The organism is Paraburkholderia sp. GV068 (assembly GCF_003058125.1).
Classification (GTDB): domain Bacteria; phylum Pseudomonadota; class Gammaproteobacteria; order Burkholderiales; family Burkholderiaceae; genus Paraburkholderia; species Paraburkholderia graminis.
Genome location: NZ_QBUB01000008.1, coordinates 244,541 through 270,659, shown reverse-complemented (window position 1 = coordinate 270,659; position 26,119 = coordinate 244,541). Strand labels below are relative to the sequence as shown.

The following is a 26,119-nucleotide window of genomic DNA, read 5'->3' as shown; positions in this document are numbered from 1 at the left end:
ACTTGCCGCGCGCCGCCGAGACACCACAAAGCGAAGCGAACCGAAGCATCTGGAGCACACCGACATGACGCTACTTTCCGTGCTCGATCAAACGCCCGTCATCTCAGGGCACTCGGTGGCGGACGCTATCGCCGCCACTGTCGAACTCGCGCAACTTGCCGACGACCTCGGCTACACGCGCTACTGGTGCGCCGAGCATCACGGCTTGCGCGGCGTGTCGAACCCATGTCCCGAAGTGATGCTGGCGCGTCTTGGCAGCGTCACGCGACGCATCCGGCTCGGCTCCGGCGGCATCATGCTGCCGTACTACAGCCCGTTCAAGGTCGCCGAGCAATTCATGATGCTCGAGGCGCTGTTCCCGAACCGCATCGATCTCGGCGTGGGACGCGCGCCCGGCGGCGACATGCGCACCGCGCAGGCGGTCGCTGCCGGCGACTACAACCGCGGCGAATTCTTCTCGCAGCAAGTGGCCGATCTGGTGGGACTGATGCACGGCACGCTGCCCGCCCACCACATCGCGCAAGGCGTGCTGTTGCAACCGCAAGTGCCGACGCGCCCGCAACTATGGATGCTCGGCTCCAGCGAATTCGGCGGCCTGCTCGCCGCGCAGTTGGGCATCCGCTTCGCGTTCGCGCATTTCATCAACGCGCATTTCGGACATCAGGTTGCGCGCGCGTATCGCGAGCGCTTTGAGGCGAGTCAGGAAACACAGCAACCGTATCTGGCCGCCGCCGTCTTCGTGATTTGCGCCGACACGAAACAGGAAGCAGCGGATCTGGAAAAGGCCGTCGATCTGCGTCGCGTGCAAATGGCTTATGGCCTGAATGAGCCGATTCCGACCGTCGAACAAGGCATCGCGCAGGAGTACGGCGAGCGCGAGCAACTGGTGATCGATCGCGAAAAACCGCGCAGCATCGTCGGCACGCCCGAAGTCGTGACCGAGCGGCTCCGTGCATTGCAGGAACAATTCCAGGCCGACGAACTGATCGTGCTCACCGTCGCAGGCAGCTATCGCGCGCGTCTGCGTTCCTATGAACTTCTTGCCGACGCGTTCGAACTCGGGCGCCCGGCTTCAACTCCTTAAACTCTCGAAAAACCTGCATGAAACTCGACTTGAAGATTCTCGATGCGCGCATGCGCGATCAGCTTCCCGCGTACGCGACCACCGGCAGCGCGGGCCTCGATTTGCGCGCGTGCCTCAAAGAGCCGTTGACGCTCGAACCGGGTCAAACCGCATTAGTGCCGACGGGGCTCGCGATTCACGTCGGCGATCCCGGCTATGCGGCGCTGATTCTGCCGCGCTCGGGTCTCGGTCATAAGCACGGCATCGTGCTCGGCAATCTGGTCGGCCTGATCGATTCGGATTATCAAGGCGAACTGATGATCTCGACGTGGAACCGCGGCGAGACAACGTTCGTGCTGAATCCGATGGAGCGTCTCGCGCAACTCGTGATCGTGCCGGTCGTGCAGGCGCAGTTCAATATCGTCGACGAGTTCGAGCAAAGCGAGCGCGGTGCGGGTGGATTCGGCAGCACCGGCAAGCATTGATCCAGATTTGCTGAGCACAAAGAAAAACGGCGTGGACCCTGAGGTCCACGCCGTTTTTTGTTTGGCGAGTAGGCAGTACGCTTACTCGCTAACGCTTACTCGACTTCCACCGCTTCCGGATTCGGATTGCGCGGCGCCGGATGCTCGTCGAAGGTCAACTGCACCTTGTCTTCCGCATCGACGTCGACCGACACGCGGCCGCCGTTCATCAGCTTGCCGAACAGCAGCTCGTCGGCCAGCGCGCGACGGATCGTGTCCTGGATCAGACGCTGCATTGGCCGCGCGCCCATCAACGGATCGAAACCGTGCTTGGCGAGATGCTTGCGCAGCGCGTCGGTGAAGAGCGCGTCGACCTTCTTCTCGTGCAACTGATCTTCCAGCTGCATCAGGAACTTGTCGACCACGCGCATGATGATCTCTTCATCCAGCGCACGGAAGCTGATGGTCGCGTCCAGACGGTTACGGAACTCCGGCGTGAACATGCGCTTGATGTCGACCATCTCATCGCCGGTTTCGCGGCGGTTCGTGAAGCCGATCACCGACTTGCCCATTGCCTCGGCGCCCGCGTTCGTCGTCATGATGATGATGACGTTGCGGAAATCCGCCTTGCGGCCGTTGTTGTCCGTCAGCGTGCCGTGGTCCATCACCTGCAGCAGCACGTTGTAGATGTCCGGATGCGCCTTCTCGATTTCGTCGAGCAGCAGCACGCAGTGCGGCTTCTTGGTGACAGCCTCGGTCAAGAGGCCGCCCTGGTCGAAACCGACATAGCCCGGAGGCGCGCCGATCAACCGGCTCACCGCGTGACGCTCCATGTACTCCGACATGTCGAAGCGGATCAACTCGATGCCGAGCGTGAACGCGAGCTGCTTCGCCACTTCCGTCTTGCCGACGCCCGTGGGACCGGAGAACAGGAACGCGCCGATCGGCTTGTCCAGCTTGCCGAGGCCCGCGCGCGCCATCTTGATCGCGGCCGACAGCGCGTCGATAGCCGGGTCTTGCCCGAACACCACGCTCTTCAGATCGCGATCCAGCGTTTGCAGCTTGCTGCGATCGTCTTGCGACACGCTTTGCGGCGGGACACGCGCGATCTTCGAGATGATTTCCTCGATCTCGTTCTTGCCGATGGTCTTCTTCTGCTTCGACTTCGGCAGGATGCGTTGCGCCGCGCCCGCTTCGTCGATCACGTCGATGGCCTTGTCCGGCAGATGACGATCTGTGATGAAGCGTGCCGACAATTCAGCCGCCGCGGACAGCGCGCCCGACGAATACTTCACGCCGTGATGCTCTTCGAAGCGCGACTTCAGGCCGCGCAAAATCGCCACGGTTTGTTCGACCGAAGGTTCCGTCACGTCCACCTTCTGGAAACGGCGCGACAATGCCGCGTCCTTTTCGAAGATGCCGCGATACTCCGTGAACGTCGTCGCGCCGATGCACTTGAGCGTGCCCGACGAGAGCGCCGGCTTCAGCAGATTCGACGCGTCCAGCGTGCCGCCCGACGCGGCGCCCGCGCCGATCAGCGTATGAATCTCGTCGATGAACAGAATCGCGTGGGGACGTTCCTTCAGTTCCTTCAGGACCGTCTTTAGACGCTGTTCGAAGTCGCCACGATACTTGGTGCCCGCGAGCAGCGCGCCCATGTCGAGCGAATACACCTGCGCGTCGGCCAGAATATCCGGCACTTCGCCGCGCGTGATGCGCCACGCGAGCCCTTCGGCGATCGCCGTCTTGCCGACGCCCGCCTCGCCCACCAGCAGCGGATTATTCTTGCGGCGACGGCACAGCACCTGCACCACGCGCTCGACTTCCGACTCGCGCCCGATCAGCGGATCGATGCGGCCGTCTTTCGCCATCTGGTTCAGGTTCTGCGTGAACTGGGCGAGCGGCGTTTCTTTCTGCGCGGCGGCTTCGTCGGACTCGGCGTTCGCATCGCTCGCTTTCGCGGCGTCCGAACTGCTCGTCTTGGCGATGCCGTGCGAGATGAAATTGACCACGTCCAGACGCGTCACGCCCTGCTGTTGCAGGTAATACACCGCGTGCGAGTCCTTCTCGCCGAAGATCGCGACCAGCACGTTCGCGCCGGTCACTTCCTTCTTGCCATTCGAGGTGGACTGCACATGCATGATCGCGCGCTGGATCACACGCTGGAAACCCAGCGTGGGCTGCGTGTCGACGTCGTCCGTGCCAGGCACGGTCGGCGTGTTGTCATGAATGAAGTTGCGCAGGTTCTGGCGCAGATCCTCGATATTGGCCGCGCATGCACGCAACACCTCTGCCGCTGTCGGATTGTCCAACAGCGCCAGTAAGAGATGTTCGACCGTTATGAACTCGTGCCGCGCCTGGCGTGCTTCCATGAACGCCATGTGCAGGCTGACTTCCAGTTCCTGGGCAATCATGCTTCCTCCATCACACACTGCAGCGGATGCCCGGCCTGCCGTGCGTGGGTAACGACTTGCTCGACTTTGGTCGACGCGATGTCCCGCGTATAGACCCCACAAACTCCCCTGCCCTCGCGATGCACCTTCAACATCACCTGCGTTGCGGTTTCACGATCTTTATTGAAATATTCCTGCACGATCATCACGACAAATTCCATTGGCGTGAAGTCGTCATTCAGCAGCACCACCTTGTACATGGATGGCGGCTTGAGCTTTTTCTCCTGCCGCTCCAGTACGGTGCCGTCCTGCTTGTCCGGGATAATCGCCATACACCCATTCTAAACAACTAGGACAGGCCCGCAATCCTGTCAAAACCCGGCCAGCCGGCCAGTGAGCCCGTTCGCTACCGCACGGCGAAAATTACCGCCTGCGTGCGCCATTCGACGAGCCGATTGCGGGGCCGGCTCCAGTCCAGATCATGCGTTGCGGCCGTGCTGCGCCGCAGTCGGATCGAGTATCGCACAACCTGCCGGAGCTGGCTGACCGCCGCCCACTCGCGCAACCGGCGGCGAGCGACCCGCAGAACACCATGTGAGACGATTATGCGACTTTTCAAGACAGCCCGCTTGCGCAACCGCACATAACGAAAGCGGGAAAAACCCTGGAAACCGCCTGTTTGCAACGTGTGTCAGGGCATCTCAAAATTTTCTTGACACTCGAATAAAGAGCCTCAACAATCAAGCTGGCACTTTTTTCACTGCGCCAAATTTCGAAAAAATGCCGATGGTGAGCTTGTGAGGAGGGAGCGGCTGCATCACGCGGTCGTCGAGCTTTTCGAGGGCTCGTGGTAGTGACATGAGTTACAGGGGAAGTTGGAATGGCAACTGGTACGGTCAAATGGTTCAATGACGCAAAAGGTTTCGGATTCATCACGCCGGATGAAGGCGGCGAGGATCTGTTTGCACACTTCTCGGCCATCCAGATGAATGGGTTCAAGACCCTCAAGGAAGGCCAAAAGGTGACCTTCGAGGTCGTGCAAGGCCCGAAGGGCAAGCAGGCATCGAACATCCAGGCACCCGCCTGATACTTGTTCGATACCCGTCCTTTTGAAACCCGGCTTCGCGCCGGGTTTCTTTTTGGGCGATTATTTTTTCGCTTCTTTTTTTGCGTGCGTTTTCGGTGCGGCGATTTACCGTCCGCGGCGAATCGTCGATGTCCCAAATAACGGGCAAATTGTCGCGCTGGCTATTGTTTATTGCTATTGCACGGCGGCGTGTGTCATCGAGCGCTGAAGTTCGAGGCTTCGAGAAAGGTCGCCTTCGTACGTCGCAATGCCCTGGTGGCTGAGGTTCGAGCGCGTATCGATGACGGGCGTGATGCCGATGCTCTCGACCAGGTGACAAAACCAGTAGTCCTCCGACAGGTAGACCCGCGTCTCTGGATCGATCCCGGTATCGAAAAACGCATAAAGAAAGTCGGCGGTCTTGCCCTCGTCGAGTTCCGGGCGGCCGACGAACGGTGAGCGGCACCGCAATTCCGGATAACGCGCGATCAGCGCGACAAACACCTCGCGGCGGATCAGCATGAAACCGGTCGGCGCGTAGCGCGCGTCGAGGAAACCGTCGACGTCCGGCTGGAGCGAGTCGGTGCGCGCGACGGCCGGATACGTCGCGTAAAGCGCGCGGAAGTCCGCTTTGGTCGAACCGGCCGGCATCGCATGCGTGAGTCCGGTTGCCGGCCAGCCGTCGTTCTTCAACGGATATACGCCTGCCGCGACGGGTCGATCGACGCGCAAGAGACGCACGACATCTTCGCCCCTGAAACCGATGTCGCTATCGATCCACATCAGGTGAGTAAAGCGGTCGTCCGCGAGAAATTCGGCGACCATCGTATTGCGCGCGCGTGTGATGAGGCTGTCGAAACTGTTGAAGTTCACGCGAATGCCGAAACCGTGTGTCGACGACATATCGTAGAGGTCGAGCAGTCCGAGTGCGTAGCCCGTGGTAACGACGGCGCCGTAGCTCGGCGTGGCGACGTAGACGTTTGCGGCGATGTGAGCTGGGTTCATGTTCTGATCGTTATCTGATTGCATGCGGGAGGCGGCTGTCGTCCGCCGCGCCGTAACTTAACCGAGGCGGCGCGTTGTGCGTCTCGATAAAGTTGGGGCTGTGGCGGTGTGGGTGCAATCAACGATCGTTAGGCGTGGGAAAACCCGGCTGATTGAGTTAACCGGCCCCCTCCACCAAAACAAAATTCCCGCTCGCCGCCCCTGCGCGCAAAACTTTCGCCGCCTGATATTCCGGGCTCTCATAGAACGCCTTCGCGTCAGCGAACGAATCGAATTCGATAACCATGTGCTTCGTGTGCGTCTCGCCCTCCACATGTTCGTGTCGGCCAGAAACTGCGATGACCTTTGGCGCGACGTGTTTCGCGGCGAAGCTCGCTATCGCTTCGCCTGCGGCTTTTGAATAGATGGCGTAAGCGTTTGCGTCGGTGATGTTGACGTGTGCGATCAAATAACCTTTTGGCACGTGTGATATTCCTGTGGTTGACGGCCGCGCACTGTGCGCAGCCCGAGCCTCGCACTGTGCCCGTGTCAATGCCGCCGATAAAGCCGTCGCGAAGAACAAGACAATTCGAGCCGCACTAATAATCCGTGTTGGCGCGCCATGCAAATGGACATGAAATAAAAAACCCAGCTAATCGTTCGCATTAGCTGGGTTTTTATCGACCTGACGGGACGTTGCCGCGCGTCCCGAAAGCCGGACTACATATTCTCGATCATCACCTGCCCGAACCCCGAACATGACACCTGCGTGGCGCCTTCCATCAAACGCGCGAAGTCGTACGTGACGCGCTTTTGCAGAATCGACGTTTCCATCGACTTGATAATCAGATCCGCCGCCTCGAGCCAGCCGAGATGGCGCAGCATCATTTCGGCCGAGAGAATTTCCGAGCCCGGATTCACGTAGTCTTTGCCCGCGTACTTGGGCGCCGTACCGTGAGTGGCCTCGAACATCGCGACCGAATCCGACATGTTCGCGCCCGGCGCGATGCCGATGCCGCCCACTTGCGCGGCCAGCGCGTCAGACACGTAATCGCCGTTCAGATTGAGCGTGGCGATCACGTCGTATTCGGCGGGGCGCAACAGAATCTGCTGCAGGAAAGCGTCGGCGATCACATCCTTGACGACGATGTCGCCGCCCGTCTTCGGATTCTTGACCTTCATCCACGGGCCGCCGTCGATCAACTCCGCGTTGAACTCCTTCTGCGCGAGCGCATAACCATAATCACGGAACGCGCCTTCCGTGTACTTCATGATGTTGCCCTTGTGCACGAGCGTGACCGAGCGGCGGTCGTTGTCGATCGCATACTGGATCGCCTTGCGCACGAGACGCTCCGTGCCCTCGCGCGAGACCGGCTTGATGCCGATGCCCGACGTATCCGGGAAGCGGATCTTCTTCACGCCCATCTCTTCCTGCAGGAACTTGATGACCTTCTTTGCCTGCTCGGATTCGGCCGGCCATTCGATGCCCGCGTAGATGTCTTCGGAGTTCTCGCGGAAGATCACCATGTTGGTCTTTTCCGGCTCGCGCACCGGCGAAGGCACGCCCTTGAAATACTGCACCGGACGCAGGCATACGTACAAATCGAGTTCCTGACGCAGCGCGACGTTCAGCGAACGGATGCCGCCGCCGACGGGCGTGGTGAGCGGTCCCTTGATCGACACCACATATTCCTTCAGCACCTGTAGCGTTTCTTCAGGCAGCCACACGTCCGGCCCGTACACTCGCGTCGATTTCTCGCCCGCGTAGATCTCCATCCAGTGGATTTTCTTCTTGCCCGCGTAAGCCTTCTCGACCGCTGCGTCCACGACCTTGATCATGACCGGCGTGATGTCGAGGCCGGTGCCGTCGCCTTCGATATACGGAATGATCGGCTGATCCGAAACGTTGAGCGAGAAATCCGCATTGACGGTGATCTTGTCACCACCGGTCGGAACCTTGATGTGCTGATACGGCATGATCGGACTCCAGTGAAGGCTGTGCTGCAAGCTGATGGGAGACTGCCAAGACGATGCTCCTCGCTACGCGCAATGCCGGACGCGCGCACGCGGCCTGGCCGTTATTCTAGCCCACACGGCCGCGGCATCGAGGCCGCCGCGGCTCGGGGTTTTCCAACATGCAGACTGGAATAAAGCACGGCGTCCGTCTGTTGTCTTCTCCATCTCGTCGATGAGCGCAGCCGCCCCGCCGCGCCCTATGCATTATTATCCCGCCATTCGCCACAGGCATCGCTCCTGCGGCCCCGCGTCGCGCTTACTGCTGCTGCGGCGGGCGCCGCACGACATCATCACCTTCCTATGCGCCTCATCGCTCTGAACAAGCCGTTCGGCACCATCTGCCAGTTTTCCGCGCACGAAACGCGCGCGTCGCTCGCCGACTGGGTCAAGGTGCCGGGCGTGTATCCGGCGGGCCGTCTCGATTCGGACAGCGAGGGCCTGCTGCTTCTCACCGACGACGGCGCGCTGCAAGCGCGCATCGCCGAGCCGCGTCATAAGCTCGTCAAGCGCTATTGGGCGCAAGTGGAAGGCGCGGTGGATTCGGCCGCGCTGAAGAAGCTCGCGCGCGGCGTCGATCTTGGCGACTACGTGACGAAGCCGTGCCGCGCCGAGTACGTCGAGCCAGGCGACACGCTATGGACGCGCACGCCGCCCATTCGCTATCGCGCCGCGATTCCGACGACATGGATCGAGTTGTCCATCACCGAAGGCAAGAACCGCCAGGTGCGCCGCATGACGGCCGCGGTCGGCTTTCCGACGCTGCGTCTCGTGCGCGTCGGCATCGGCGCGCTGGATATTTTTTCGCTCGGCCTGCAACCGGGCGAGAGCGTCGAGTTGCCGCACAACGCGCCTTGGGAAGGCGTCGCCTGATTCGCTAACTCGTTGTATGCGCGAACAAAATCGCGCGTGAAACCAGCTAATGAAAAAGCCGTGAAACAGCGGCTCGCGCATGCATGGCGCGAAGCCTGGTTCAACTCAATGTCGCGTGCTGAAATTTTCCGCAAAATTGACGTCAACCGGTGCGCAAGCTCACGCGTTATTCGACGCAGATGCCGCCCGAAGCTGTCCGGCATTCAGCCTTAAGAGCCTTTGTACAAGCCGCTTGTGCGGTCCGTGCGGGCAGTCTGAGCGCTCGGCAGACGCGTCGAAAATTTGTTCGATGCGCTGTCAACCGAAAGGTGGATGGCACGTTTACCGACATGACTCAAACATAACCGGGTCATTTGGTTAATTAACTCAAGCTGAGGATTTTCAAAATGAACAAACTGATCGCCGCTCTGGTCGCTGGCCTTTTCGCAACGGCAGCATTCGCACAAGCTTCGGCACCGGCAGCAGCTTCGGCAGCTCCGGCAGCAGCAGCTTCGTCGGCAAAGAAGACCACGAAGCACGCTCACAAGAAGTCGCACAAGAAGGCAGCTGCTGCAGCAGCTGCTTCGGCAGCTTCGGAGTAAGTTTGTCGTAAAAACGCAGTCAAGAACTCGCTTCATTGCCGTTCTTACGGCGTTGAAAGGCAGATCACCGCAAGGCGATCTGCCTTTTTGTTTTTGACGCGCTCGCGTAACATTCCCCGGTTAATCTCAGCAAGGAGTCACGCCGTGCGATTTCCCCTGCGCTCGTTGATGGCGCGCTTCATGACACCTTTCTTGGCACGTCTCGCCGTTGCCGCAATCCTGCCGTTCGCGGCCCTGTCGTTCTCGGCTCTGAGCGCGCTGCCTGCTCACGCGCAGCAAATGCCCTCTGGCGCAAAACAGCCAGGCGAATTTCCGCGCGCGAAGCTGACCGCGGGCATGTTCGTGATCGACGCGGCCGTCGCCGCGAACGACGCCGACCGCGAGCAGGGCCTGATGTACCGCACGAGCCTCGCGCCCAACGAAGGCATGCTGTTCGTCTTCAATGAAAACGCCGTGCATTGCTTCTGGATGAAAAACACGCTGATTCCGTTGTCGATCGCGTTCATTCGCGCGGACGGCACCGTGACCGACATCGACGAAATGCAGGCCGAGACGACGAATAACCACTGCCCGAAGAACAACGGCGTGTACGCGCTCGAGATGAGCAAGGGCTGGTTCACGTCGAAAGGGATCAAGCCTGGCATGAAGATTCAGGGGCTTCCGGCGGCGCAGTAAAACCACGCGCAGCGTCGCCTCGCTCACCGCAAAGCCGGTGCCTGTTCATAAGGCATCGGCTTTTGTCGTTTTTACGCTCCGCGCGCCGCCAGCCACACCGCCAGCCACGCCACAGCCACACCTGGCAAGATTCCTGCAAAAGACGGGCCGACGCGCTATCCTAGTAGTCTTAGCAACGCAGCACTCCCGCGGTTCGGGCGGCACAGACTGCCGCCCGGCAAGCGTTTCAGGCGCGCTATTCCAAGGAGGTTCACGTGCCCCGCAAGACTCCCATCGAGCGCTACCGGAATATCGGCATCAGCGCTCACATCGATGCCGGCAAAACCACCACCACTGAACGCATCCTGTTCTACACCGGCGTGACCCACAAGATCGGCGAGGTTCACGACGGTGCGGCGACGATGGACTGGATGGAACAGGAGCAGGAGCGCGGCATCACGATCACGTCGGCGGCCACCACCGCCTTCTGGAAGGGCATGGCCGGCAACTATCCCGAGCATCGGATCAACATCATCGACACGCCGGGGCACGTCGACTTCACGATCGAAGTCGAGCGCTCCATGCGCGTGCTCGACGGCGCCTGCATGGTCTACGACTCGGTCGGCGGCGTGCAGCCGCAATCGGAAACCGTCTGGCGTCAGGCGAACAAGTACAAGGTGCCGCGCATCGCGTTCGTCAACAAGATGGACCGCGTCGGCGCGGACTTTTTCCGCGTGCAGCGTCAGATCGGCGACCGCCTGAAAGGTATCGCCGTGCCCATCCAGATTCCGATCGGCGCGGAAGAGCACTTCCAAGGCGTGGTCGATCTCGTCAAGATGAAGGCGATCTTCTGGGACGAAGAGAACCAGGGCATCAAGTTCGAGTACCGCGATATCCCCGCGGAACTCGCGGCAACGGCTAAGGAGTGGCACGACAAGATGGTCGAAGCCGCCGCCGAAGCGAGCGAGGAACTGCTGGAAAAATATCTGGGCGGCGACACGCTGACCGAAGACGAAATCAAGCACGGCATCCGCACACGCTGCATCGCCAATGAAATCGTGCCGATGCTGTGCGGCAGCGCGTTCAAGAACAAGGGCGTGCAGGCCATGCTCGACGCGGTGATCGACTACCTGCCGTCGCCGGTCGACGTGCCCGCCATCACCGGTCACGACGAACACGACAACGAAATCGAGCGTCATCCGAACGACACCGATCCGTTCTCGGCGCTCGCCTTCAAGATCATGACCGACCCGTTCGTCGGCCAGCTGATTTTCTTCCGCGTGTACTCGGGCGTCGTGAATTCGGGCGACACGGTCTACAACGCGATCAAGGAAAAGAAGGAGCGCCTCGGCCGCATCCTGCAGATGCACGCGAACGAGCGCAAGGAAATCAAGGAAGTCTACGCAGGCGACATCGCCGCGGCGGTCGGCCTGAAGGAAGCGACAACCGGCGACACGCTGTGCGATCCGAACAACGTGATCATCCTCGAAAAGATGATCTTCCCGGAGCCGGTGATCTCGCAGGCTGTGGAGCCGAAGACCAAGGTCGACCAGGAAAAGATGGGCATCGCGCTCAATCGTCTCGCGCAGGAAGACCCGTCGTTCCGCGTGCAAACGGACGAGGAATCCGGCCAGACAATCATCTCCGGCATGGGCGAGCTGCACCTGGAAATTCTCGTCGACCGGATGAAGCGCGAGTTCGGTGTCGAGGCGACTGTGGGCAAGCCGCAGGTTGCTTATCGCGAGACGGTGCGCAACAAGGTCGAGGACGTCGAAGGCAAGTTCGTCAAGCAGTCGGGCGGCCGCGGCCAGTACGGCCACGCGGTCATCACGCTCGAGCCCGCGCCGCAGGGCAAGGGCTACGAATTCGTCGACGCGATCAAGGGCGGCGTGATTCCGCGCGAATACATTCCGGCCGTCGACAAGGGCATCCAGGAAACGCTGAAGGCCGGCGTGCTTGCGGGCTATCCGGTGGTCGACGTCAAGGTGACGCTGACCTTCGGCTCGTACCACGACGTGGACTCGAATGAAAACGCGTTCCGCATGGCCGGCTCGATGGCGTTCAAGGAAGCCATGCGCAAGGCCAAGCCCGTGCTGCTCGAACCGATGATGGCCGTCGAAGTCGAAACGCCCGAAGACTTCATGGGCAACGTGATGGGCGATCTGTCGAGCCGTCGCGGAATGGTGCAAGGCATGGAAGACATCGCGGGCGGCGGCGGCAAGCTCGTGCGCGCGGAAGTGCCGCTGGCGGAAATGTTCGGCTATTCGACGTCGCTGCGTTCGGCGACGCAAGGCCGCGCGACCTACACGATGGAGTTCAAGCACTATGCTGAAACGCCGAACAACGTCGCGGAAGCCGTCATCAACGCGAAGCACAAGTAAGCCTGTGCGCCGGTGACAAAAGCCTGGGTTCTGCAAGGCAAAGCAGGCGAAGCCCGTCCCTCGTGGACGGGCTTTTTTTCGTCGATCGAATAAGCTCGTGAGCGCACTCACGCGACGCGCAGCTTTTTTAACGTGTAAAAATGCCGGACGGGGCCGCGAAGTTCGCCCCGCCTCCCAAGCCACGAGGAGACACGCGATGAGCCAGGATCACGAACATCCGCATTACAACGACGAGAAAGACGCGCCGCAGCCGGCGCCTGTCGATTGGCGCGAGCATGGCGTCAAGGTCATCAGGGGCGATCAGCTCGACACCAACACGGCGCAGACGCCCGGCATGAATCGCGCCGCCGCGATCAATGCGGCACGCGTCGGTGCACAGAAAATCTGGGCCGGCACCGTGACGATTCATCCGAATGCGAAGACCGGCGCGCATCATCACGGCGCGCTCGAAAGCGTGATCTACGTAGTGCGCGGCCAGGCGCGCATGCGCTGGGGCGAGCATCTCGAGTTCACCGCCGAAGCGGGCCCCGGCGACTTCATCTTCGTGCCGCCGTATGTGCCGCATCAGGAGATCAATGCGAGCACCGACGATCCGCTCGAATGCGTGCTCGTGCGCAGCGACAACGAAGCGGTCGTGGTCAATCTGAACATCGACGCCGTCGAGCAGCCCGAAACGGTGTACTGGGTCGATCCGATTCACAAACATCCGCACGATCACTAATCCACTCTCACGCGACTCATGACGCCGACCGCTTCGCTGCGCCCTCGCCTTCTCACGCTGTACGCCGTTCTGATCGCCGCCAACCTCGCCGCCTGGGCGTGGGCGTTGATCGCGTTCCGCCACTATCCGCTGCTCGTCGGCACGGCCTTGCTCGCGTATGGATTCGGTCTGCGCCATGCGGTCGACGCGGACCACATCGCCGCCATCGACGCCGTCACACGCAAGCTGATGCAGACCGGCAAGCGCCCGCTTGGCGTGGGTCTCGCGTTTTCGCTGGGACATTCGACCATCGTGATCCTGGCGACGCTCGGCATTGCGTGGACCGCGCATTCGCTGCACGGCCGCTTCGAGACGTTCAAGGCCGTGGGCGGCACGATCGGCACGCTGGTTTCGGCGACGTTTCTGCTCGTGCTCGCGGCTGTGAATCTCGTGATTCTGCGCGATGTATGGCGCCGCTATCGTCATGTGCAGCGCGACGGCGAAGCCGCTGTGATCGCGTTCGATCGTGCCGATGCAGGCGCACCCGGCGGCCTTCTATCGCGCGCGCTGCGGCCGCTGTTCCGGCTCGTGACGAAAAGCTGGCATATGTACCCTGTCGGCGTGCTGTTCGGCCTCGGCTTCGACACCGCCACCGAGATCGGTCTGCTCGCGATCGCCGCGTCCGAAGCCGGCAAGGGCTTGCCGCTGTATTCGATCCTCGTGTTCCCCGCGCTCTTCACCGCGGGCATGACGCTCGTCGATTCGACGGATAACGTGCTGATGGTCCACGCATACGGCTGGGCGATGGACGACCCGAAGCGCAAGCTCTACTACAACGCGAGCATTACGTTCGTGTCGGCGGTCATCGCGATCGTGATTGGCGGCGTCGAAGCGTTGGGACTGCTGTCGGACAAACTCGGGCTCAGTGGCGGCGTGTGGGATGCGGCGGCGAGCGTCAACGAGCAGTTCGGTGTGCTCGGCTACGGAATCGTCGCGGCGTTCATGGCGTGCTGGATCGGCTCGGTGCTGTTTCATCGCTGGCGGCGGCCGGACGTCGCAGCGCGGTGAGTTGATGAACCGCGCTCGAGCGTTGAAGCTCTTCATAGCTCCGTTGCCGGTTCGTTCGCTATAGCGCCACCAATGGCAATCGAAGTCCACGCGCGCAGCCCGCAGCAGGGACGCGCGGCTTCCGCGCGATGCCCCGTGAAGCCATCGCAACCGTTGTCATCACGACACACACCGGCCCTTTTTATCCGCCGATCGCGGACCTCGCGCCGACGCAAGCGCTCCAATCCGCGAGCAATCGCTTAAACTGAAACGGCCTTGCATCGCCGAAACAGCGCCCATGCGCAGTCAACCTGCCGCGCATCCGGCGCGGCTTCTCAGAACCGGCAACCGAACGGACTGGACATTCCAACGATGAAGACTCCCGCTGACCGATTCCCCGCTCTCGACCTTGCCCGCCGCACCGCCGACGCCTACGGCAATCACGCCATCGACGAATTCCGCGCCGGCCGCATCACGCGCCGCGAACTGCTGCGCTATGCGAGCGTGATCGGCTTGTCGCTCGTGGGCGGCGGCGTGCTCGACGCGCCGCGCGCATCGGCACAGGGCAGCGCGAAACCCGGCACGCCGTCGAATCAGACGATTCGCGTTGCGCATCTGACGCCCGCCGGCGCGGTCGATCCGCTCACGGTGACGGACGCAGCGAGCCTCGCGCTGCTGAACCAGACCGGCGAATTCCTGATCGACGACGACGGCGAAAAGCTCGTTCTGAAGCCGGCGCTCGCGTTGTCGTGGAAACCGAACGACAAGGGCGATGTGTGGACCTTCAAGCTGCGCGAGAACGTGAAGTTCCACGACGGCCAGCCGTTCACCGCGAAAGACGTGGTCGCGACGTTCGACCGTCTCGCCGATCCGGCAAGCGGCTCGGCGGCGCTGTCGGTGCTAAAGGGCGTGCTGTCCAAAGGCGGCGCAAAAGCGGTCGACGACCACACGGTCGCTTTCCACCTCGACGCGCCGAACGGCAACTTCCCCTACTACGTTTCTTCGGACAATTACAACGCAGTGATCCTGCCGGCGAACTACGCGGGCGGTTATGAAAAGAGCTTCATCGGCACCGGGCCGTTCAAGCTCGAGAAGTATCAGGCGAAGGTCGGCGCGTCGTTCGTGCGCAACCCCGATTACTGGGGCGAAAAAGCGTTACCGCAACGGGTACAGTTTTCGTTTTACGCGGACCAGCAGGCGCAACTGCTCGCGCTGCAAGGCCATCAGGCCGATGTGATGGGCACGTTCACCGTGCAGGGCGGCGCGGCCATTCTGAACAACCCCGACTACAAGGCAGTGGGCGTCAAGTCGAGCGCGCATCGGCAGATTCATATGCGCAACGACAATCCGCTCTTCAAGGACAAGCGCGTGCGCCAGGCGCTCGCGTTGTCGCTCGATCGCGACGTGCTGGTGCGCGGCCTCTTCAAGGGCCGCGCGCAACTCGGCAACGACAGCCCGTTCGCGCCGGTGTTTCCTTCGTCGGATGCGGGCGTGCCGCAGCGCAGGATCGACGTCGCGAAGGCCAAGCAGTTGCTCGCGCAAGCGGGCGTGCCCAACGGCTTCGACGTCACGCTGACCACCGAAAAGTACATGGAGATTCCCGATCTCGCGGTCGTCGTGCAGAACGCGGCGAAGGCGATCGGCGTGCGCATCAATCTGAAAGTCGAGAGCCAGTCGCTGTATTACGGCGCGGGCACGCCGGGCAAATCGGACTGGCTCGACTCGCCGCTCGGCATCACCGACTACGGTCATCGCGGCGTGCCGAACGTGTTCCTGAATGCGCCGCTCACGAGCGGCGGCACATGGAATGCCGCGCACTTTCAGAATCCGCAATACGATCAACTGGTCGCGCAGTTCGTCGCGGCTGTCGACCTCGCCTCGCAGAAGAAAATCTCCGGGCAGATTCAGACCTTGTTGCTCGACGAAACGCCGATCATCATTCCATTCTTCTACGATCAACTGATCGCGATGCGCAAGGGCGTGAACGGCGTGCGTTTCACCGCGCTCGCGCAGCTTTATTTCGACCGCGCGGTGCTGAGCGCCTGAGCGTCCCAGCGTCTGAGCGTTTTACTCGCGCGCCGCCTTTGACTGGTCAGCCGTTCACTATGTCGACCACTGCAAATCCCTCCGCTTCCGCGCCGAACGGCAACGCCGGGCGCGTCGTGCGTTTTCTGGCGACGCGCGTCGGCCTCTCGTTGATCACGCTGTGGCTGTTGTCGATGATCGTGTTTGCGGGCGGCCAACTGTTGCCCGGCGACATCGGCCGCGCGGTGCTCGGGCCGCTCGCCGACGCGCGCGCGGTCGCCGCGCTCAATCATCAACTCGGCGCCGACCGTCCGCTGACGACGCAATACGTCGACTGGATCACACATTTTCTGCGCGGCGACATGGGGCTTTCGTACGCGTATCGCGAGCCGGTGGGACCGTTCATCGCCGATGCGCTCGCGCATTCCGCGAAGCTCGGCTTGCTCGCGTTCATCGTCGTCGTGCCGCTCGGCATTGCGGGCGGCGTGTGGTCCGCCATGCATGCGGGACGCTGGCTCGATCGCACGATCAGCATCGCGGGTTTGTCGGCAACGGTGGTGCCCGAGTTCGTCTCGTCGATCGTGCTGATTCTCGTGTTCGGCGTGTGGCTGCGCTGGCTGCCGATCGAAGCGTCCTATCCGCCGGATGCCGGCGCGCTCGAACAGTTGCGTTACCTGATTCTGCCGATCCTGCCGCTCGTGCTGGTGTTCTTCGGCTACATCGCGCGGATGGCGCGCGCCGGCACCGTCGAAGCGCTCGACGCCGACTACACGCGCACCGCGATATTGAAGGGCTTGCCGCGTCATGTCGTGATCTGGCGGCATGTGCTGCGCAATGCGCTGCTGCCGACCATCACCGTCGCCGCGACCCAGCTCGGCTACATGATCGGCGGCCTCGTCGTGGTTGAGACGCTATTCCGCTATCCGGGCATCGGCTCGCTGATCTACAACGCCGCGAAGGCCAAAGACTTCCCCATGCTCGAAGCCGGCGTACTGACCATCGGCGTGGTGTACACCGCCGCCAATCTGATCGCGGATGCGTTGCACGTGCTGCTCAATCCGCGCTTGCGCGTGAGGAGCGCCGAATGAGCACGATCGTTCCACCGGCCGCGCCGCGCGCCGCGAGCGAGCCGCGCTTCGACCCGTTGCGCGTGCTGCTGCGCTCGCCGACGTTCGTCGTCGGCCTCGTCATCGTCGTATGGTGGATTGCTTGTGCGATCGCCGGGCCGTGGTTCGTGCCCGTCGATCCGTACGCGTCCGATCCGCTCAACTCGCTGATGCCGCCTGATCACACGCACTGGTTCGGCACGGATCAACTGGGCCGCGACGTGTTCTCGCGCGTGATCGTCGGCGCGCGCGACATTCTCACGATTGCGCCACTCGCGACGCTGCTCGGCACGGCGACGGGCACCGCGCTCGGTCTCGTGGTCGGCTACTTCGACGGCTGGGTCGACAACGTGGTGGGCCGCGCAATCGACGCCATTCTCGCGCTGCCGCTCGTGATCGTCGCGTTGCTCGCGCTTGCCGCGGTGGGCGCGTCGAACTTCACGGTGATACTCGTGATCGGCATCACGTTCGCGCCGATCACCGCGCGCACCGTGCGCGCCGCCGTGTTCGCCGAGCGCCATCTCGACTACGTGGCCGCCGCCCAACTGCGCGGCGAACGCGCGCCGTACATCATGTTCGCGGAGATCTTGCCGAACGTGCTGCCGCCCATCATCGTCGAGGCGACCGTGCGGCTCGGCTACGCGATCTTCGCGGTGGCCACGCTGTCGTTTCTCGGCTTCGGCATTCAGCCGCCGTCCGCCGACTGGGGCCTCGCGCTGTCCGAGTCGTACACGCTGATGGCGGGCGGCGCATGGTGGACCGTCGTGTTCGCGGCCGCCGCGATTGCGTCGCTCGTGGTCGGCGTGAATCTGATCGCCGACGGCGTACAAGGTGTACTCGACCGATGAACGGACCGCCGCCCTCCTCGTTCCCCGCCTTCGACGTCTCGAAGAGCGATCGCACGGATGCGCTGACCGTCGTCGGCCTGACGGTCACGTACCGGATGCGCGGACGCGATCGCGAAGTGCTGCAAGACGTGTCGTTTCGCGTGCGGCGCGGCGAAGCGTATGGGCTCGTCGGCGAATCGGGCTGCGGCAAGTCGACCGTCGCGATGGCGGCGCTGCGCTATCTGCCGCGCAACGGCAAAGTGAAGGCGGGCAAGATCGCGATCGCGGGCGCGGAGGTGAACAAGCTCGACGCCGATGCATTGCGAGCGCTGCGCGCCAATACGATTTCGATGGTCTATCAGGACCCCGGCCGCGCGTTGAATCCGTCCCTCACGATTGCGCGGCAAGTGTCCGAAGCATTCGAAGCCGCCGGTCTCGCGCGCGAAGAAGCATTGCAGCGCTCGCTCGAGATGCTGCAACGGGTGCGCATTGCGTCGCCGGAACGGGTGATGGCCAGCTATCCTCATCAATTGTCGGGCGGCATGCAGCAGCGCGTGGTGATCGCGATGGCGCTGGCCTCCAACCCCGCGCTGCTGATTCTCGACGAACCGACCACGGGGCTCGACGCCACTGTCGAAGCCGAAGTGCTCGATCTCGTCGCGCAACTGCGTGCGGAGCTGGGCACGGCTGTGCTGTTCATCAGCCACAACCTCGCCGTGATCGGACGCATGTGCGAGCGCGTCGGCGTGCTTTACGCGGGCAAGCTGGTCGAGGAAGGCGCGACCGAAGATGTCTTCACGCGGCCGCGTCATCCGTACACGGTGGGCTTGTTGCGCTGCCTGCCCACGGCGGGACGCAGCAAGGACAGCGAGCGGCTCGATACGATTGCAGGCGGCTTGCCGTCGCCGGGGTCGGTCACGCAAGGCTGCATCTACGCGGAGCGTTGCCGTCTCGCCGACGACCGCTGCCGCCGCGAAGCGCCGCCGCCGTATCGCGTGAGCGCAGCGCATGGCGATCAGATGTCGCGTTGCCATTATCACGAACGCGCGATCGAGTTGCCGCGCGCGAGCGCGCAAGCGTTGCCCGCGGACCATCGCGCGATGAGCGGCAACGAGCCGCGTGCGCTCGTGCTGCGGGCCGAAAATCTGTCGAAGACTTTCCATGTATCGGGCGGCGGGTTGCGCGCGGTCGACAACGTATCGCTCGATCTCGCAGCCGGCGAGACGCTCGGCCTCGTCGGCGAATCAGGCAGCGGCAAGACGACGCTTGCGAAGCTGATGCTCGGCCTGCTCACGCCCGACCCCGGCAGCGTGCTCGAACTCGACGGCGCGCCGCTCGCCGCGCGCGTCACGCGACGCAACGACGAGCAGGTCAAGTCGCTGCAGATCGTATTCCAGAATCCCGACTCGGCGTTGAATCGCGCGCATTCGGTCAAGCGGCTGATAGGCCGCGCGTTGTCGCGTCTTGGCGCGCTGCGCGGCGCCGCCATCGACGAACGGCTTGCCACGCTGACCGCCGCCGTGCGTTTGCCGGAGCGCTATCTCGGCTCGCGCACGCGCCAGCTTTCCGGCGGACTCAAGCAGCGCGTCGCGATTGCGCGCGCATTCGCGGGCGAGCCGCGCGTGGTGGTGTGTGACGAGCCGACTTCCGCGCTCGACGTCTCCGTGCAGGCCGCGATTCTCAATCTGCTCGCCGACTTGCAGCGTGAGCGCGGCGTCAGCTACGTGTTCATTTCGCACGATCTGCATGTCGTGCGCTATCTGTCCGATCGTATCGCCGTGTTGTATCTCGGCAGGCTGCTCGAAATCGGGCCGGCTGCCGCGGTGTTCGACGGACCGCAGCATCCTTATACGGAAGCGCTGCTGTCGTCGGTACCGACACTCGATGCCCACGCGCGTAAAACCCGCATTCGGCTTTCAGGCGATTTGCCGAGCGCCGCATCGCCGCCGTCGGGTTGTGTGTTTCATACGCGCTGCCCGCGCAAGCTGGGCGCGATCTGCGAGCAGCAGGACCCGCCGTTTGCGGACGCAAGCGGCGGCACGGAAACTACCGAAGGCAAGCACCTGATCCGCTGCCATATTCCCGTCGATCAATTGCGCATGCTGCAAGCCGCCCCGCGCAACGAGGTCAACGACATTCCCGACGACGCGCCAACTGTCTAACGCAAAACGCCGTACGCGACCCATCGCAATAGATGCGCCAGCCGCGCGTGCCTGGAACCAAAGCGCCGCGATTGCCTCATATCAATTCAACGTTCGATATGAGGGCATCACAACATGCAACGAAACGTCCCCCGCTACGCGGCGCGTGCGGTCGCCGGCCTTGCCGCGGCCGCCGCTTTGAGTCTCGCCTCGCTCGCGCATGCGCAGACCGGCGCGCAAAAGCCGGCGCCGGCCGCGCAACCACTGTCGCCCACGTTGTCGCAGGCCGCGCCGCCTGTCGATCCCAGCTTCTCCGCGTACTCGCTCGCGCAGACCTGCAAGCAGAAGAACGATAACGTCGCGCAGGGCCAGTGTGTCGGCGCGATTCGCGGCATCATCCACGGCTATCAGTACGGCGTGTTGTTCCTCGGTCAGCGCACGCCCTTGCCGGCCAACGAAACGCAGCGCGTGTCGCTGTGTCTGCGCAATGCGCCGGTGTCGTCGATCGTCGAGGAATTCGTCACGGACGCGGGCCAGGTCAACGACGAGTCGCTCAAGCACACGCCCGCCGAAGTCGCGGTGCTGGGCTCAGTGCACATGCATCACAGCTGCAATTGACGACGCACTGCCCCTGCGGTGAGCGCGACGCTCAGAGCATTTCCAGCGCGCGCTTGCCGCGCGGCGGCTTGAAGTAGCCGTCGATGGCGGCAAGCTCCTCTGCGTCGAGCCGCAATTCGAGCGCGCGATAGTTGTCGCGCACGTGCTCGACGCGGCCCGCCTTCGGAATCGCGAACACGCCCGGCTGTTGCAGCACCCAGGCAAGCGCCACCTGGAACACCGAGACGCCGCGCGCGCTCGCAATATCGTCGAGCGGCGAGCGGCGCGGCAGACGCGCGTGATCGACGGGACTGTAGGCCATGGCCGGCATATTGCGCGCGGCGAGCCAGGGCAGCAGGTCGAACTCCGGCCCGCGCCGCGCGACGTTATACAGAATCTGGTTCGTCGCGCACGACTCGCCGCCGGGCGTGGCCACGAGTTCTTCCATGTCGTCGGTATCGAAGTTGCTCACGCCCCAGTGGCGGATCTTGCCGGCTTCGCGCAGCGCCTCGAATGCCGCGACCGTCTCCGCGAGCGGCACCGAGCCGCGCCAGTGCAGCAGATACAGATCGAGCCGATCCGTGTTCAGACGTTTGAGGCTGCGTTCGCACGCCGCAATCACGCCGCGCCGGCTCGCGTTATGCGGATACACCTTGCTGACAAGGAACACCTGGTCGCGCAGTCCTGCAAGCGCTTCGCCGAGCAGCGATTCGGTTGCGCCGTCGCCGTACATTTCGGCGGTATCGATCAGCGTCATGCCGAGCTCGACGCCGCATCGCAGCGCGTCGATCTCAGCCGCGCGGCGTGAGGGCTGCTCGCCCATCTCCCATGTGCCTTGCCCCAGTTTCGGGATGCGCTCGCCGTCGGGCAGGCTCACGCTTGCGATGTCGCTCGTCATGCTGGCTCCTGAAGTGACTGACTATGGCTGAATGTCCGACCATGCGACGGCGCGAAACACAGACCCGGCGCACGGCGCTGCTGCTCGATTCGTATCGACGACGCATCGACGACGCATCGACGAGTTTAGCGGCTACGCCGCGATCCGACCGATGACCAGGCAAAAGCCCGCTATAACGTCGCGCGCCGATGTCTTAGAATTGCTCCTCGCCCTTCTAGCGTAAGCCCCATGACCTCTGCCTCGGAAGACCGCTGGCGCGACCTGCGCCCGGACCCGGAAAACGACACACCGCTCTACCTGCAACTTGCCCGCAAGCTCGGCGCCGCAATCCACGAGAATCGCTGGAACGCGGGCGAAGCGCTGCCTTCGGAGCGTGTGCTCTCGGAGGCGCTTGGCGTTTCGCGAATCACGTCTCGCAAGGCCATCGCGTTGCTCGTCGAACAAGGTTTGATTCGACGCACGCAGGGCGCCGGCAGTTTCATCACGCCACGCTACGAAGACCCGCTGTCGCGTCTGTCGAGCTTCAGCGAAATGCTGCGGCGGCGGGGCTTTACGCCGAGTTCTCAGTGGCTGTCGCGCGAGATCCTGCCGGCCAATCGCGATGAAGTGATCCAGCTCGGGCTGTCGCCGGCTGCGGCGGTGACGCGTCTGCGGCGCTTGCGTCTCGCGGACGGCATCGTGATGGCCGTCGAGAACTCGACCTTTCCGGCTGCGGTGATTCCCGATCCGCAGGCCATCGGCGATTCGCTTTATACGTACCTGGAGAACCGCGGGCTGACCATCGTCCGCGCGTTGCAGCATTTCCGCGCAGTGAATGCGAGTGAGGAAATCGCGCAGCAAATGAGCATCGCGCCGAATGAGGCGCTGCTGCTGATCACTCGTGTGGGCTATACGGCGGATCAGCGCGCTATTGAACTGACCGACACTTATTGCCGTAACGATTACTACGATTTTGTGGCGGAGTTGCGTAAGTAGGTGGTTGGGAGTTTGCTGTGCAAGCTTTCTTCGATGCGGCCGTCGTGATGCGGCCGCATCAACGCATCAAACCCACTTCGCCTCGTGCGTGCCGATCGGCGCGGGTGGCAGCGCAAGGAAAGCCGGCGTCTCGTCGAGCTGCTCGGCCGGCTGCACAGCCTGCACGCGGCCAAACCCGGACTGCACGGTATCGACGCAGTCGCGTACGTCGTCAAGCGTGAGCTCAGGCGCCTGCCAGCCGTCGGGAATCTCACCGAACGATTGCAGCCAGCGGCCCGTCTGCGCGAGCGACACCTTCACATGCCAGCTACCGCCTTCGGTAGCGCGCCGCGCCAACGCGGCCATCGCGCCGAACGCGGCGAGATAGCCGGTCGCGTGATCGAGCGCCTGACACGGCAGATGCCTCGGCTCCGCGGATGCCGCCGCGCGCTGCTCCGTCGCCGCGATGCCGCTCGCGGACTGCACGAGGCTGTCGAACCCGCGCCGCGACGCCCACGGCCCTTCGTATCCATACGCGCACACCGACACGTAGACGATGCCGGGCCGCAGACGCGCTGCATCGTCGGGACCGAATCCGCGCGCCGCCAGTGCGCCGGGGCGATACGCCTGTAGAAAGACATCGGCACCGCGTGTCAAGCCGCGCAGCGTTTCGCGGCCTGCCGCATCGCGCAGATCGAGCACGGCCGAGCGCTTGCCGCGGCCGTTGTCGATGACGAGCGGCGCAATGTTCGGCAGATGCGGGCCGTTGATCATCAACACTTCGGCGCCATGCTGCGCGAGCGCGCGCCCGCCCACCGGACCGGCGATGATGCGCGACAGGTCCAGCACGCGCACACCCGACAGCGGCCGGCTGCCCGCATTCACCGACGGCGACGCATGCCGCGTCGCGAGTTCCGGCGGGGCATCGCCGATTCGCTCTATTTCGAAGAGCGGCAGACGCGCGATTGCCTTTGCCTGATCGAGCGCGGCCCACTCTTGCGGCGTGCGAATCAACGCGGCGCACAGGCCGGCGTCGGCGAGCGTCTGGTCGAGCGCCGAGCCATCCCATCCACGTATCGCCGATGCGACCGCCGCGCGATCGTTCTCGCAGCCGAGCACTTTCAATACGCCCGCCAGATGATGCGCGAAGTTCGTGTGCAATTGAATCCAGCGGCCGTCGCGCGTCTCATAAAAACCCGTCACAGGATCGCGCAGCGCGGGCGGCGGACCACCGTCGATTCGCAGATAACGTTCGCTGCGAAACGAAGCCAGCGCGCGGCGCATGTCCACGCTGACGCGCTGCCCGCGTCCCGTGCGCAACCGATGATATTCAGCCGCTGCCAGCCCCGTCGCGGCGATGGTCGCGCACGCCAGCGCGCCGACACGAAACACCGACGGCAAGGCCGGCTCGCTGCCGGTGAAGTGAACCGAGCGAAGCGCGGCTCGCTCGCAGCCTGCGAGCGTCCAGATGTGATCGAGTGCGAGTTCGGGGGTCATGGCGTTCACATTCGGGTCGAGGAATGTGGATGAGTCTAGGAGCGTGGGTTGTTTGAATCAATCTTGATTGTGATAATCAATGTATATTGATTTGTTTGGTTGTTGTGCGGCCTATCCGCATGTCCCCATCTCCCGATTCCTTGACTGCCACAGAAGCCGCCGCCGAACTCGGCATCAGCGTGACCACGCTTTATGCGTACGTGAGCCGCGGCTTGCTGAGTTCGTCGCCGGATGCACAAGGCAAGCATCGCCGCTACGACGCGCGCGAAGTGCGGCGGCTCGCGCGGCGCAAGGAAGACGGCAAGCGCGCGGGCAAAGTCGCGCAGAAAGTGCTGGATTGGGGCGTACCGGTGCTGGAATCGTCGATTACGCTCGTCGCCGATGGTCGCCTGCTGTATCGCGGACGCGATGCGATGGAGCTTGCGCGCACCGAATCGCTCGAAGATATTGCGGCATTGCTGTGGGAGTGCAGCGCGGCGCGTATCGCCGATGCGCCGCCCGTCCCGCTCGGCGCCGCTCAATGGGCCGCGTGGCTGAAGCTGTGGGGCGACAGCACGCCGCTCGATCGCGCGCTCGTGCTGCTGCCCGCGGCGGCCGCGCAAATGCCGCGGGTCTGGGCGCTCGGGAGCGATGCGCAATTGGACAACGCGTGCGCCGTGATGCGGCTGCTGGCCGCCGCGATGATCTCGGCCGCGCCTTCGAATGCGCCGCTGCATCGGCAGTTGGCGTCCGCCTGGCAGGTCCGCAACCGGCAGCAGGCGGCGCTGCTGCGCGCCGCGCTGGTCGCGTGCGCGGACCATGAACTGAATGCGTCCACCTTCACGGTTCGCTGCATTACGTCGACGGGCACGCATCTGTTCGGCGCGGTCGCGGGCGGTCTCGCCGCGCTGGCCGGCCCGCGTCACGGCGGCGAGACCATGCGCATCGCGGCGTTGTTCGAAGAAGCGTCGCGCGCCGCCGATCTCGATCGTTACCTGGCCACTCGTCTATCGCGCGATGAGCACGGCGCGCAGGGGCCGGTGCTGTCCGGCTTCGGCCATCCGCTGTATCCGCAAGGCGATCCGCGCGCGCGGCTCCTGCTGGAATTGTTGCGCGAGTGCGCGCCGGCGCGCTCGCCGCTCGGCGAGGTGCAGGCGCTGGCGCGGGCGGTCCGCGATACGACCGGTGCTGAGCCGACCGTCGACTTCGCGCTCGCGGCTATCGAGCGGGTGCTTGGCTTGCCCGTGGGCGCCGCTTTCACGTTGTTTGCGGTGGGGCGTGTCGTCGGGTGGATCGCGCATGCGATGGAACAGGCGCGCGACGGCGGCTTGATCCGGCCGCGGGCGAGGTATGTGGGGGAGAGTTGAGCGTTTCTTGTCGTCGGGCGGGGCACCTACGCGCCGGCCCGGCGGGCTCCTTCTCTCTTCACGCAACGACTGTCGCGCAAAACGCTCCCCTCCGCTCCTTCACATAGCGCCGAGCCAACGCGGCAGCCAGCTCGGCACCGACACGCGGCGCGCCGGCCTCGTCAAGCCACGTTCCGCACTACGCTCCGAGCCGCTGGCGAGCGCGAAGCGCGCACCCGCCTCTCCCGCGCTGATCCACGCGACCGCCCCGCGCGGCAGATCGATCGATTCGCCGGTGGCGAGCCAATAGTCGTCGCGGTCACCTTCGACCGTTAGCCAGATTTCACCCGAGATCACCTTGAAAGTGGACGGGCGCGCGACGCGCCACGCGGCCACCGGCTCGTCATGTTCCAGTTCGAAAATCCGCACTTCACGCATGGCCGTTCTCCTTCAGAGGGCTTTTGTGTTGTATCGATTATTGTCGTGCGATCATCGAATACCCATGCACAGTTCCGAACAGTTTCATCGGA

Annotated in this window: 24 protein-coding genes; 16 read left to right on the top strand and 8 right to left on the bottom strand. The window is 63.4% G+C overall.

What is annotated here, in order from left to right; genetic code table 11:
- The first annotated feature begins 64 nt into the window (after positions 1–64).
- Both C8K18_RS18525 and dut read left to right on the top strand, forming a co-directional pair.
- A complete protein-coding gene (locus C8K18_RS18525; protein WP_006050103.1) occupies positions 65–1,084 on the top strand; it encodes an LLM class flavin-dependent oxidoreductase in 1,020 nt (339 codons plus the stop codon).
- Positions 1,085–1,101: 17 nt separating this feature from the next.
- Positions 1,102–1,548: a dUTP diphosphatase gene (gene dut / locus C8K18_RS18520; protein WP_006050102.1), complete on the top strand. Its 447-nt coding sequence runs from the start codon at positions 1,102–1,104 to the stop codon at positions 1,546–1,548.
- Between the two features lie 95 nt (positions 1,549–1,643).
- Here dut and clpA read toward each other — a convergent pair whose 3' ends face one another.
- Positions 1,644–3,941 carry an ATP-dependent Clp protease ATP-binding subunit ClpA gene (gene clpA, locus C8K18_RS18515; RefSeq protein ID WP_006050101.1) on the bottom strand — a complete coding sequence of 766 codons (2,298 nt, stop codon included), beginning with the start codon at positions 3,939–3,941 and terminating at the stop codon, positions 1,644–1,646.
- Positions 3,938–4,252, bottom strand: coding sequence for an ATP-dependent Clp protease adapter ClpS (gene clpS / locus C8K18_RS18510; protein ID WP_006050100.1), 315 nt, complete (start codon positions 4,250–4,252; stop codon positions 3,938–3,940). Before clpS ends, clpA begins: the two co-directional genes overlap by 4 nt.
- Before the next feature lie 548 nt (positions 4,253–4,800).
- Between clpS and C8K18_RS18505 the strand changes: the two genes are divergently transcribed.
- Positions 4,801–5,007, top strand: a complete 207-nt coding sequence (locus C8K18_RS18505; RefSeq protein WP_007180614.1) for a cold-shock protein — start codon at positions 4,801–4,803, stop codon at positions 5,005–5,007.
- Between the two features lie 174 nt (positions 5,008–5,181).
- Here the strand turns inward: C8K18_RS18505 and C8K18_RS18500 are convergent, their stop codons facing one another.
- The 3 genes from C8K18_RS18500 to icd form a co-directional block, all read right to left on the bottom strand.
- A complete protein-coding gene (locus C8K18_RS18500; protein ID WP_258196144.1) occupies positions 5,182–5,991 on the bottom strand; it encodes a hypothetical protein in 810 nt (269 codons plus the stop codon).
- A gap of 157 nt (positions 5,992–6,148) precedes the next feature.
- Positions 6,149–6,454 carry a DUF1330 domain-containing protein gene (locus tag C8K18_RS18495; protein WP_107708708.1) on the bottom strand — a complete coding sequence of 102 codons (306 nt, stop codon included), beginning with the start codon at positions 6,452–6,454 and terminating at the stop codon, positions 6,149–6,151.
- 236 nt (positions 6,455–6,690) lie between these two features.
- Positions 6,691–7,947: an NADP-dependent isocitrate dehydrogenase gene (gene icd, locus C8K18_RS18490; protein WP_006050089.1), complete on the bottom strand. Its 1,257-nt coding sequence runs from the start codon at positions 7,945–7,947 to the stop codon at positions 6,691–6,693.
- Between the two features lie 339 nt (positions 7,948–8,286).
- Here icd and C8K18_RS18485 point away from each other — a divergent pair, with 339 nt between their 5' ends.
- The 11 genes from C8K18_RS18485 (at position 8,287) to C8K18_RS18435 (ending at position 20,936) form a co-directional block, all read left to right on the top strand.
- Positions 8,287–8,856 (top strand): pseudouridine synthase, encoded by a 570-nt coding sequence (locus C8K18_RS18485; protein WP_029968059.1) that lies wholly within the window; start codon positions 8,287–8,289, stop codon positions 8,854–8,856.
- A gap of 386 nt (positions 8,857–9,242) precedes the next feature.
- Positions 9,243–9,437 (top strand): hypothetical protein, encoded by a 195-nt coding sequence (locus C8K18_RS18480; protein ID WP_027212290.1) that lies wholly within the window; start codon positions 9,243–9,245, stop codon positions 9,435–9,437.
- Positions 9,438–9,581: 144 nt separating this feature from the next.
- Entirely contained in the window at positions 9,582–10,112 is a 531-nt protein-coding gene (locus C8K18_RS18475) for a DUF192 domain-containing protein (protein ID WP_107708706.1), read from the top strand.
- 254 nt (positions 10,113–10,366) lie between these two features.
- Positions 10,367–12,472, top strand: a complete 2,106-nt coding sequence (gene fusA, locus C8K18_RS18470) for an elongation factor G (RefSeq protein WP_006050086.1) — start codon at positions 10,367–10,369, stop codon at positions 12,470–12,472.
- A 196-nt stretch (positions 12,473–12,668) separates the two neighbouring features.
- Positions 12,669–13,193: a cupin domain-containing protein gene (locus C8K18_RS18465; protein ID WP_006050085.1), complete on the top strand. Its 525-nt coding sequence runs from the start codon at positions 12,669–12,671 to the stop codon at positions 13,191–13,193.
- Positions 13,194–13,211: 18 nt separating this feature from the next.
- A complete protein-coding gene (locus tag C8K18_RS18460; protein ID WP_006050084.1) occupies positions 13,212–14,240 on the top strand; it encodes a HoxN/HupN/NixA family nickel/cobalt transporter in 1,029 nt (342 codons plus the stop codon).
- 351 nt (positions 14,241–14,591) lie between these two features.
- On the top strand, positions 14,592–16,265 hold the full coding sequence (locus tag C8K18_RS18455) for an ABC transporter substrate-binding protein (RefSeq protein WP_006050083.1): 1,674 nt from the start codon (positions 14,592–14,594) through the stop codon (positions 16,263–16,265).
- 59 nt (positions 16,266–16,324) lie between these two features.
- The gene (locus tag C8K18_RS18450) at positions 16,325–17,332 is read left to right on the top strand and encodes an ABC transporter permease (RefSeq protein WP_006050082.1); all 1,008 of its coding nucleotides are present in this window, start codon (positions 16,325–16,327) and stop codon (positions 17,330–17,332) included.
- On the top strand, positions 17,329–18,198 hold the full coding sequence (locus tag C8K18_RS18445; protein ID WP_107708704.1) for an ABC transporter permease: 870 nt from the start codon (positions 17,329–17,331) through the stop codon (positions 18,196–18,198). The genes C8K18_RS18450 and C8K18_RS18445 overlap by 4 nt, the downstream gene beginning before the upstream one ends.
- Positions 18,195–20,339 carry an ABC transporter ATP-binding protein gene (locus tag C8K18_RS18440; protein ID WP_107708702.1) on the top strand — a complete coding sequence of 715 codons (2,145 nt, stop codon included), beginning with the start codon at positions 18,195–18,197 and terminating at the stop codon, positions 20,337–20,339. The genes C8K18_RS18445 and C8K18_RS18440 overlap by 4 nt, the downstream gene beginning before the upstream one ends.
- Before the next feature lie 114 nt (positions 20,340–20,453).
- Positions 20,454–20,936, top strand: coding sequence for a hypothetical protein (locus tag C8K18_RS18435; protein ID WP_107708700.1), 483 nt, complete (start codon positions 20,454–20,456; stop codon positions 20,934–20,936).
- 31 nt (positions 20,937–20,967) lie between these two features.
- Here C8K18_RS18435 and C8K18_RS18430 read toward each other — a convergent pair whose 3' ends face one another.
- Positions 20,968–21,813: an aldo/keto reductase gene (locus C8K18_RS18430; protein ID WP_107708698.1), complete on the bottom strand. Its 846-nt coding sequence runs from the start codon at positions 21,811–21,813 to the stop codon at positions 20,968–20,970.
- A 228-nt stretch (positions 21,814–22,041) separates the two neighbouring features.
- Between C8K18_RS18430 and C8K18_RS18425 the strand changes: the two genes are divergently transcribed.
- Positions 22,042–22,788 carry a GntR family transcriptional regulator gene (locus C8K18_RS18425; RefSeq protein ID WP_006050077.1) on the top strand — a complete coding sequence of 249 codons (747 nt, stop codon included), beginning with the start codon at positions 22,042–22,044 and terminating at the stop codon, positions 22,786–22,788.
- 66 nt (positions 22,789–22,854) lie between these two features.
- Here the strand turns inward: C8K18_RS18425 and C8K18_RS18420 are convergent, their stop codons facing one another.
- A complete protein-coding gene (locus C8K18_RS18420) occupies positions 22,855–24,264 on the bottom strand; it encodes a CoA transferase (RefSeq protein WP_107708696.1) in 1,410 nt (469 codons plus the stop codon).
- Positions 24,265–24,383: 119 nt separating this feature from the next.
- Between C8K18_RS18420 and C8K18_RS18415 the strand changes: the two genes are divergently transcribed.
- A complete protein-coding gene (locus C8K18_RS18415) occupies positions 24,384–25,610 on the top strand; it encodes a citrate synthase family protein (RefSeq protein ID WP_107708694.1) in 1,227 nt (408 codons plus the stop codon).
- A 99-nt stretch (positions 25,611–25,709) separates the two neighbouring features.
- Here C8K18_RS18415 and C8K18_RS18410 read toward each other — a convergent pair whose 3' ends face one another.
- The gene (locus C8K18_RS18410; RefSeq protein ID WP_107708692.1) at positions 25,710–26,027 is read right to left on the bottom strand and encodes a DUF2917 domain-containing protein; all 318 of its coding nucleotides are present in this window, start codon (positions 26,025–26,027) and stop codon (positions 25,710–25,712) included.
- Positions 26,028–26,119 lie beyond the last annotated feature (92 nt).

Bases quoted from the DNA above. Each gene is read 5' to 3' on its own strand.
- C8K18_RS18525 (WP_006050103.1), top strand. From the start codon at position 65: ATGACGCTACTTTCCGTGCTCGATCAAACGCCCGTCATCTCAGGGCAC.
- C8K18_RS18440 (WP_107708702.1), top strand. From the start codon at position 18,195: ATGAACGGACCGCCGCCCTCCTCGTTCCCCGCCTTCGACGTCTCGAAG.
- C8K18_RS18430 (WP_107708698.1), bottom strand. From the start codon at position 21,813: ATGACGAGCGACATCGCAAGCGTGAGCCTGCCCGACGGCGAGCGCATC.
- C8K18_RS18435 (WP_107708700.1), top strand. From the start codon at position 20,454: ATGCAACGAAACGTCCCCCGCTACGCGGCGCGTGCGGTCGCCGGCCTT.
- C8K18_RS18415 (WP_107708694.1), top strand. From the start codon at position 24,384: ATGTCCCCATCTCCCGATTCCTTGACTGCCACAGAAGCCGCCGCCGAA.
- C8K18_RS18465 (WP_006050085.1), top strand. From the start codon at position 12,669: ATGAGCCAGGATCACGAACATCCGCATTACAACGACGAGAAAGACGCG.
- C8K18_RS18445 (WP_107708704.1), top strand. From the start codon at position 17,329: ATGAGCACGATCGTTCCACCGGCCGCGCCGCGCGCCGCGAGCGAGCCG.
- C8K18_RS18485 (WP_029968059.1), top strand. From the start codon at position 8,287: ATGCGCCTCATCGCTCTGAACAAGCCGTTCGGCACCATCTGCCAGTTT.
- icd (WP_006050089.1), bottom strand. From the start codon at position 7,947: ATGCCGTATCAGCACATCAAGGTTCCGACCGGTGGTGACAAGATCACC.
- C8K18_RS18420 (WP_107708696.1), bottom strand. From the start codon at position 24,264: ATGACCCCCGAACTCGCACTCGATCACATCTGGACGCTCGCAGGCTGC.
- C8K18_RS18480 (WP_027212290.1), top strand. From the start codon at position 9,243: ATGAACAAACTGATCGCCGCTCTGGTCGCTGGCCTTTTCGCAACGGCA.
- C8K18_RS18460 (WP_006050084.1), top strand. From the start codon at position 13,212: ATGACGCCGACCGCTTCGCTGCGCCCTCGCCTTCTCACGCTGTACGCC.
- C8K18_RS18455 (WP_006050083.1), top strand. From the start codon at position 14,592: ATGAAGACTCCCGCTGACCGATTCCCCGCTCTCGACCTTGCCCGCCGC.
- clpA (WP_006050101.1), bottom strand. From the start codon at position 3,941: ATGATTGCCCAGGAACTGGAAGTCAGCCTGCACATGGCGTTCATGGAA.
- C8K18_RS18500 (WP_258196144.1), bottom strand. From the start codon at position 5,991: ATGAACCCAGCTCACATCGCCGCAAACGTCTACGTCGCCACGCCGAGC.
- clpS (WP_006050100.1), bottom strand. From the start codon at position 4,252: ATGGCGATTATCCCGGACAAGCAGGACGGCACCGTACTGGAGCGGCAG.
- C8K18_RS18425 (WP_006050077.1), top strand. From the start codon at position 22,042: ATGACCTCTGCCTCGGAAGACCGCTGGCGCGACCTGCGCCCGGACCCG.
- C8K18_RS18410 (WP_107708692.1), bottom strand. From the start codon at position 26,027: ATGCGTGAAGTGCGGATTTTCGAACTGGAACATGACGAGCCGGTGGCC.
- C8K18_RS18505 (WP_007180614.1), top strand. From the start codon at position 4,801: ATGGCAACTGGTACGGTCAAATGGTTCAATGACGCAAAAGGTTTCGGA.
- C8K18_RS18450 (WP_006050082.1), top strand. From the start codon at position 16,325: ATGTCGACCACTGCAAATCCCTCCGCTTCCGCGCCGAACGGCAACGCC.
- dut (WP_006050102.1), top strand. From the start codon at position 1,102: ATGAAACTCGACTTGAAGATTCTCGATGCGCGCATGCGCGATCAGCTT.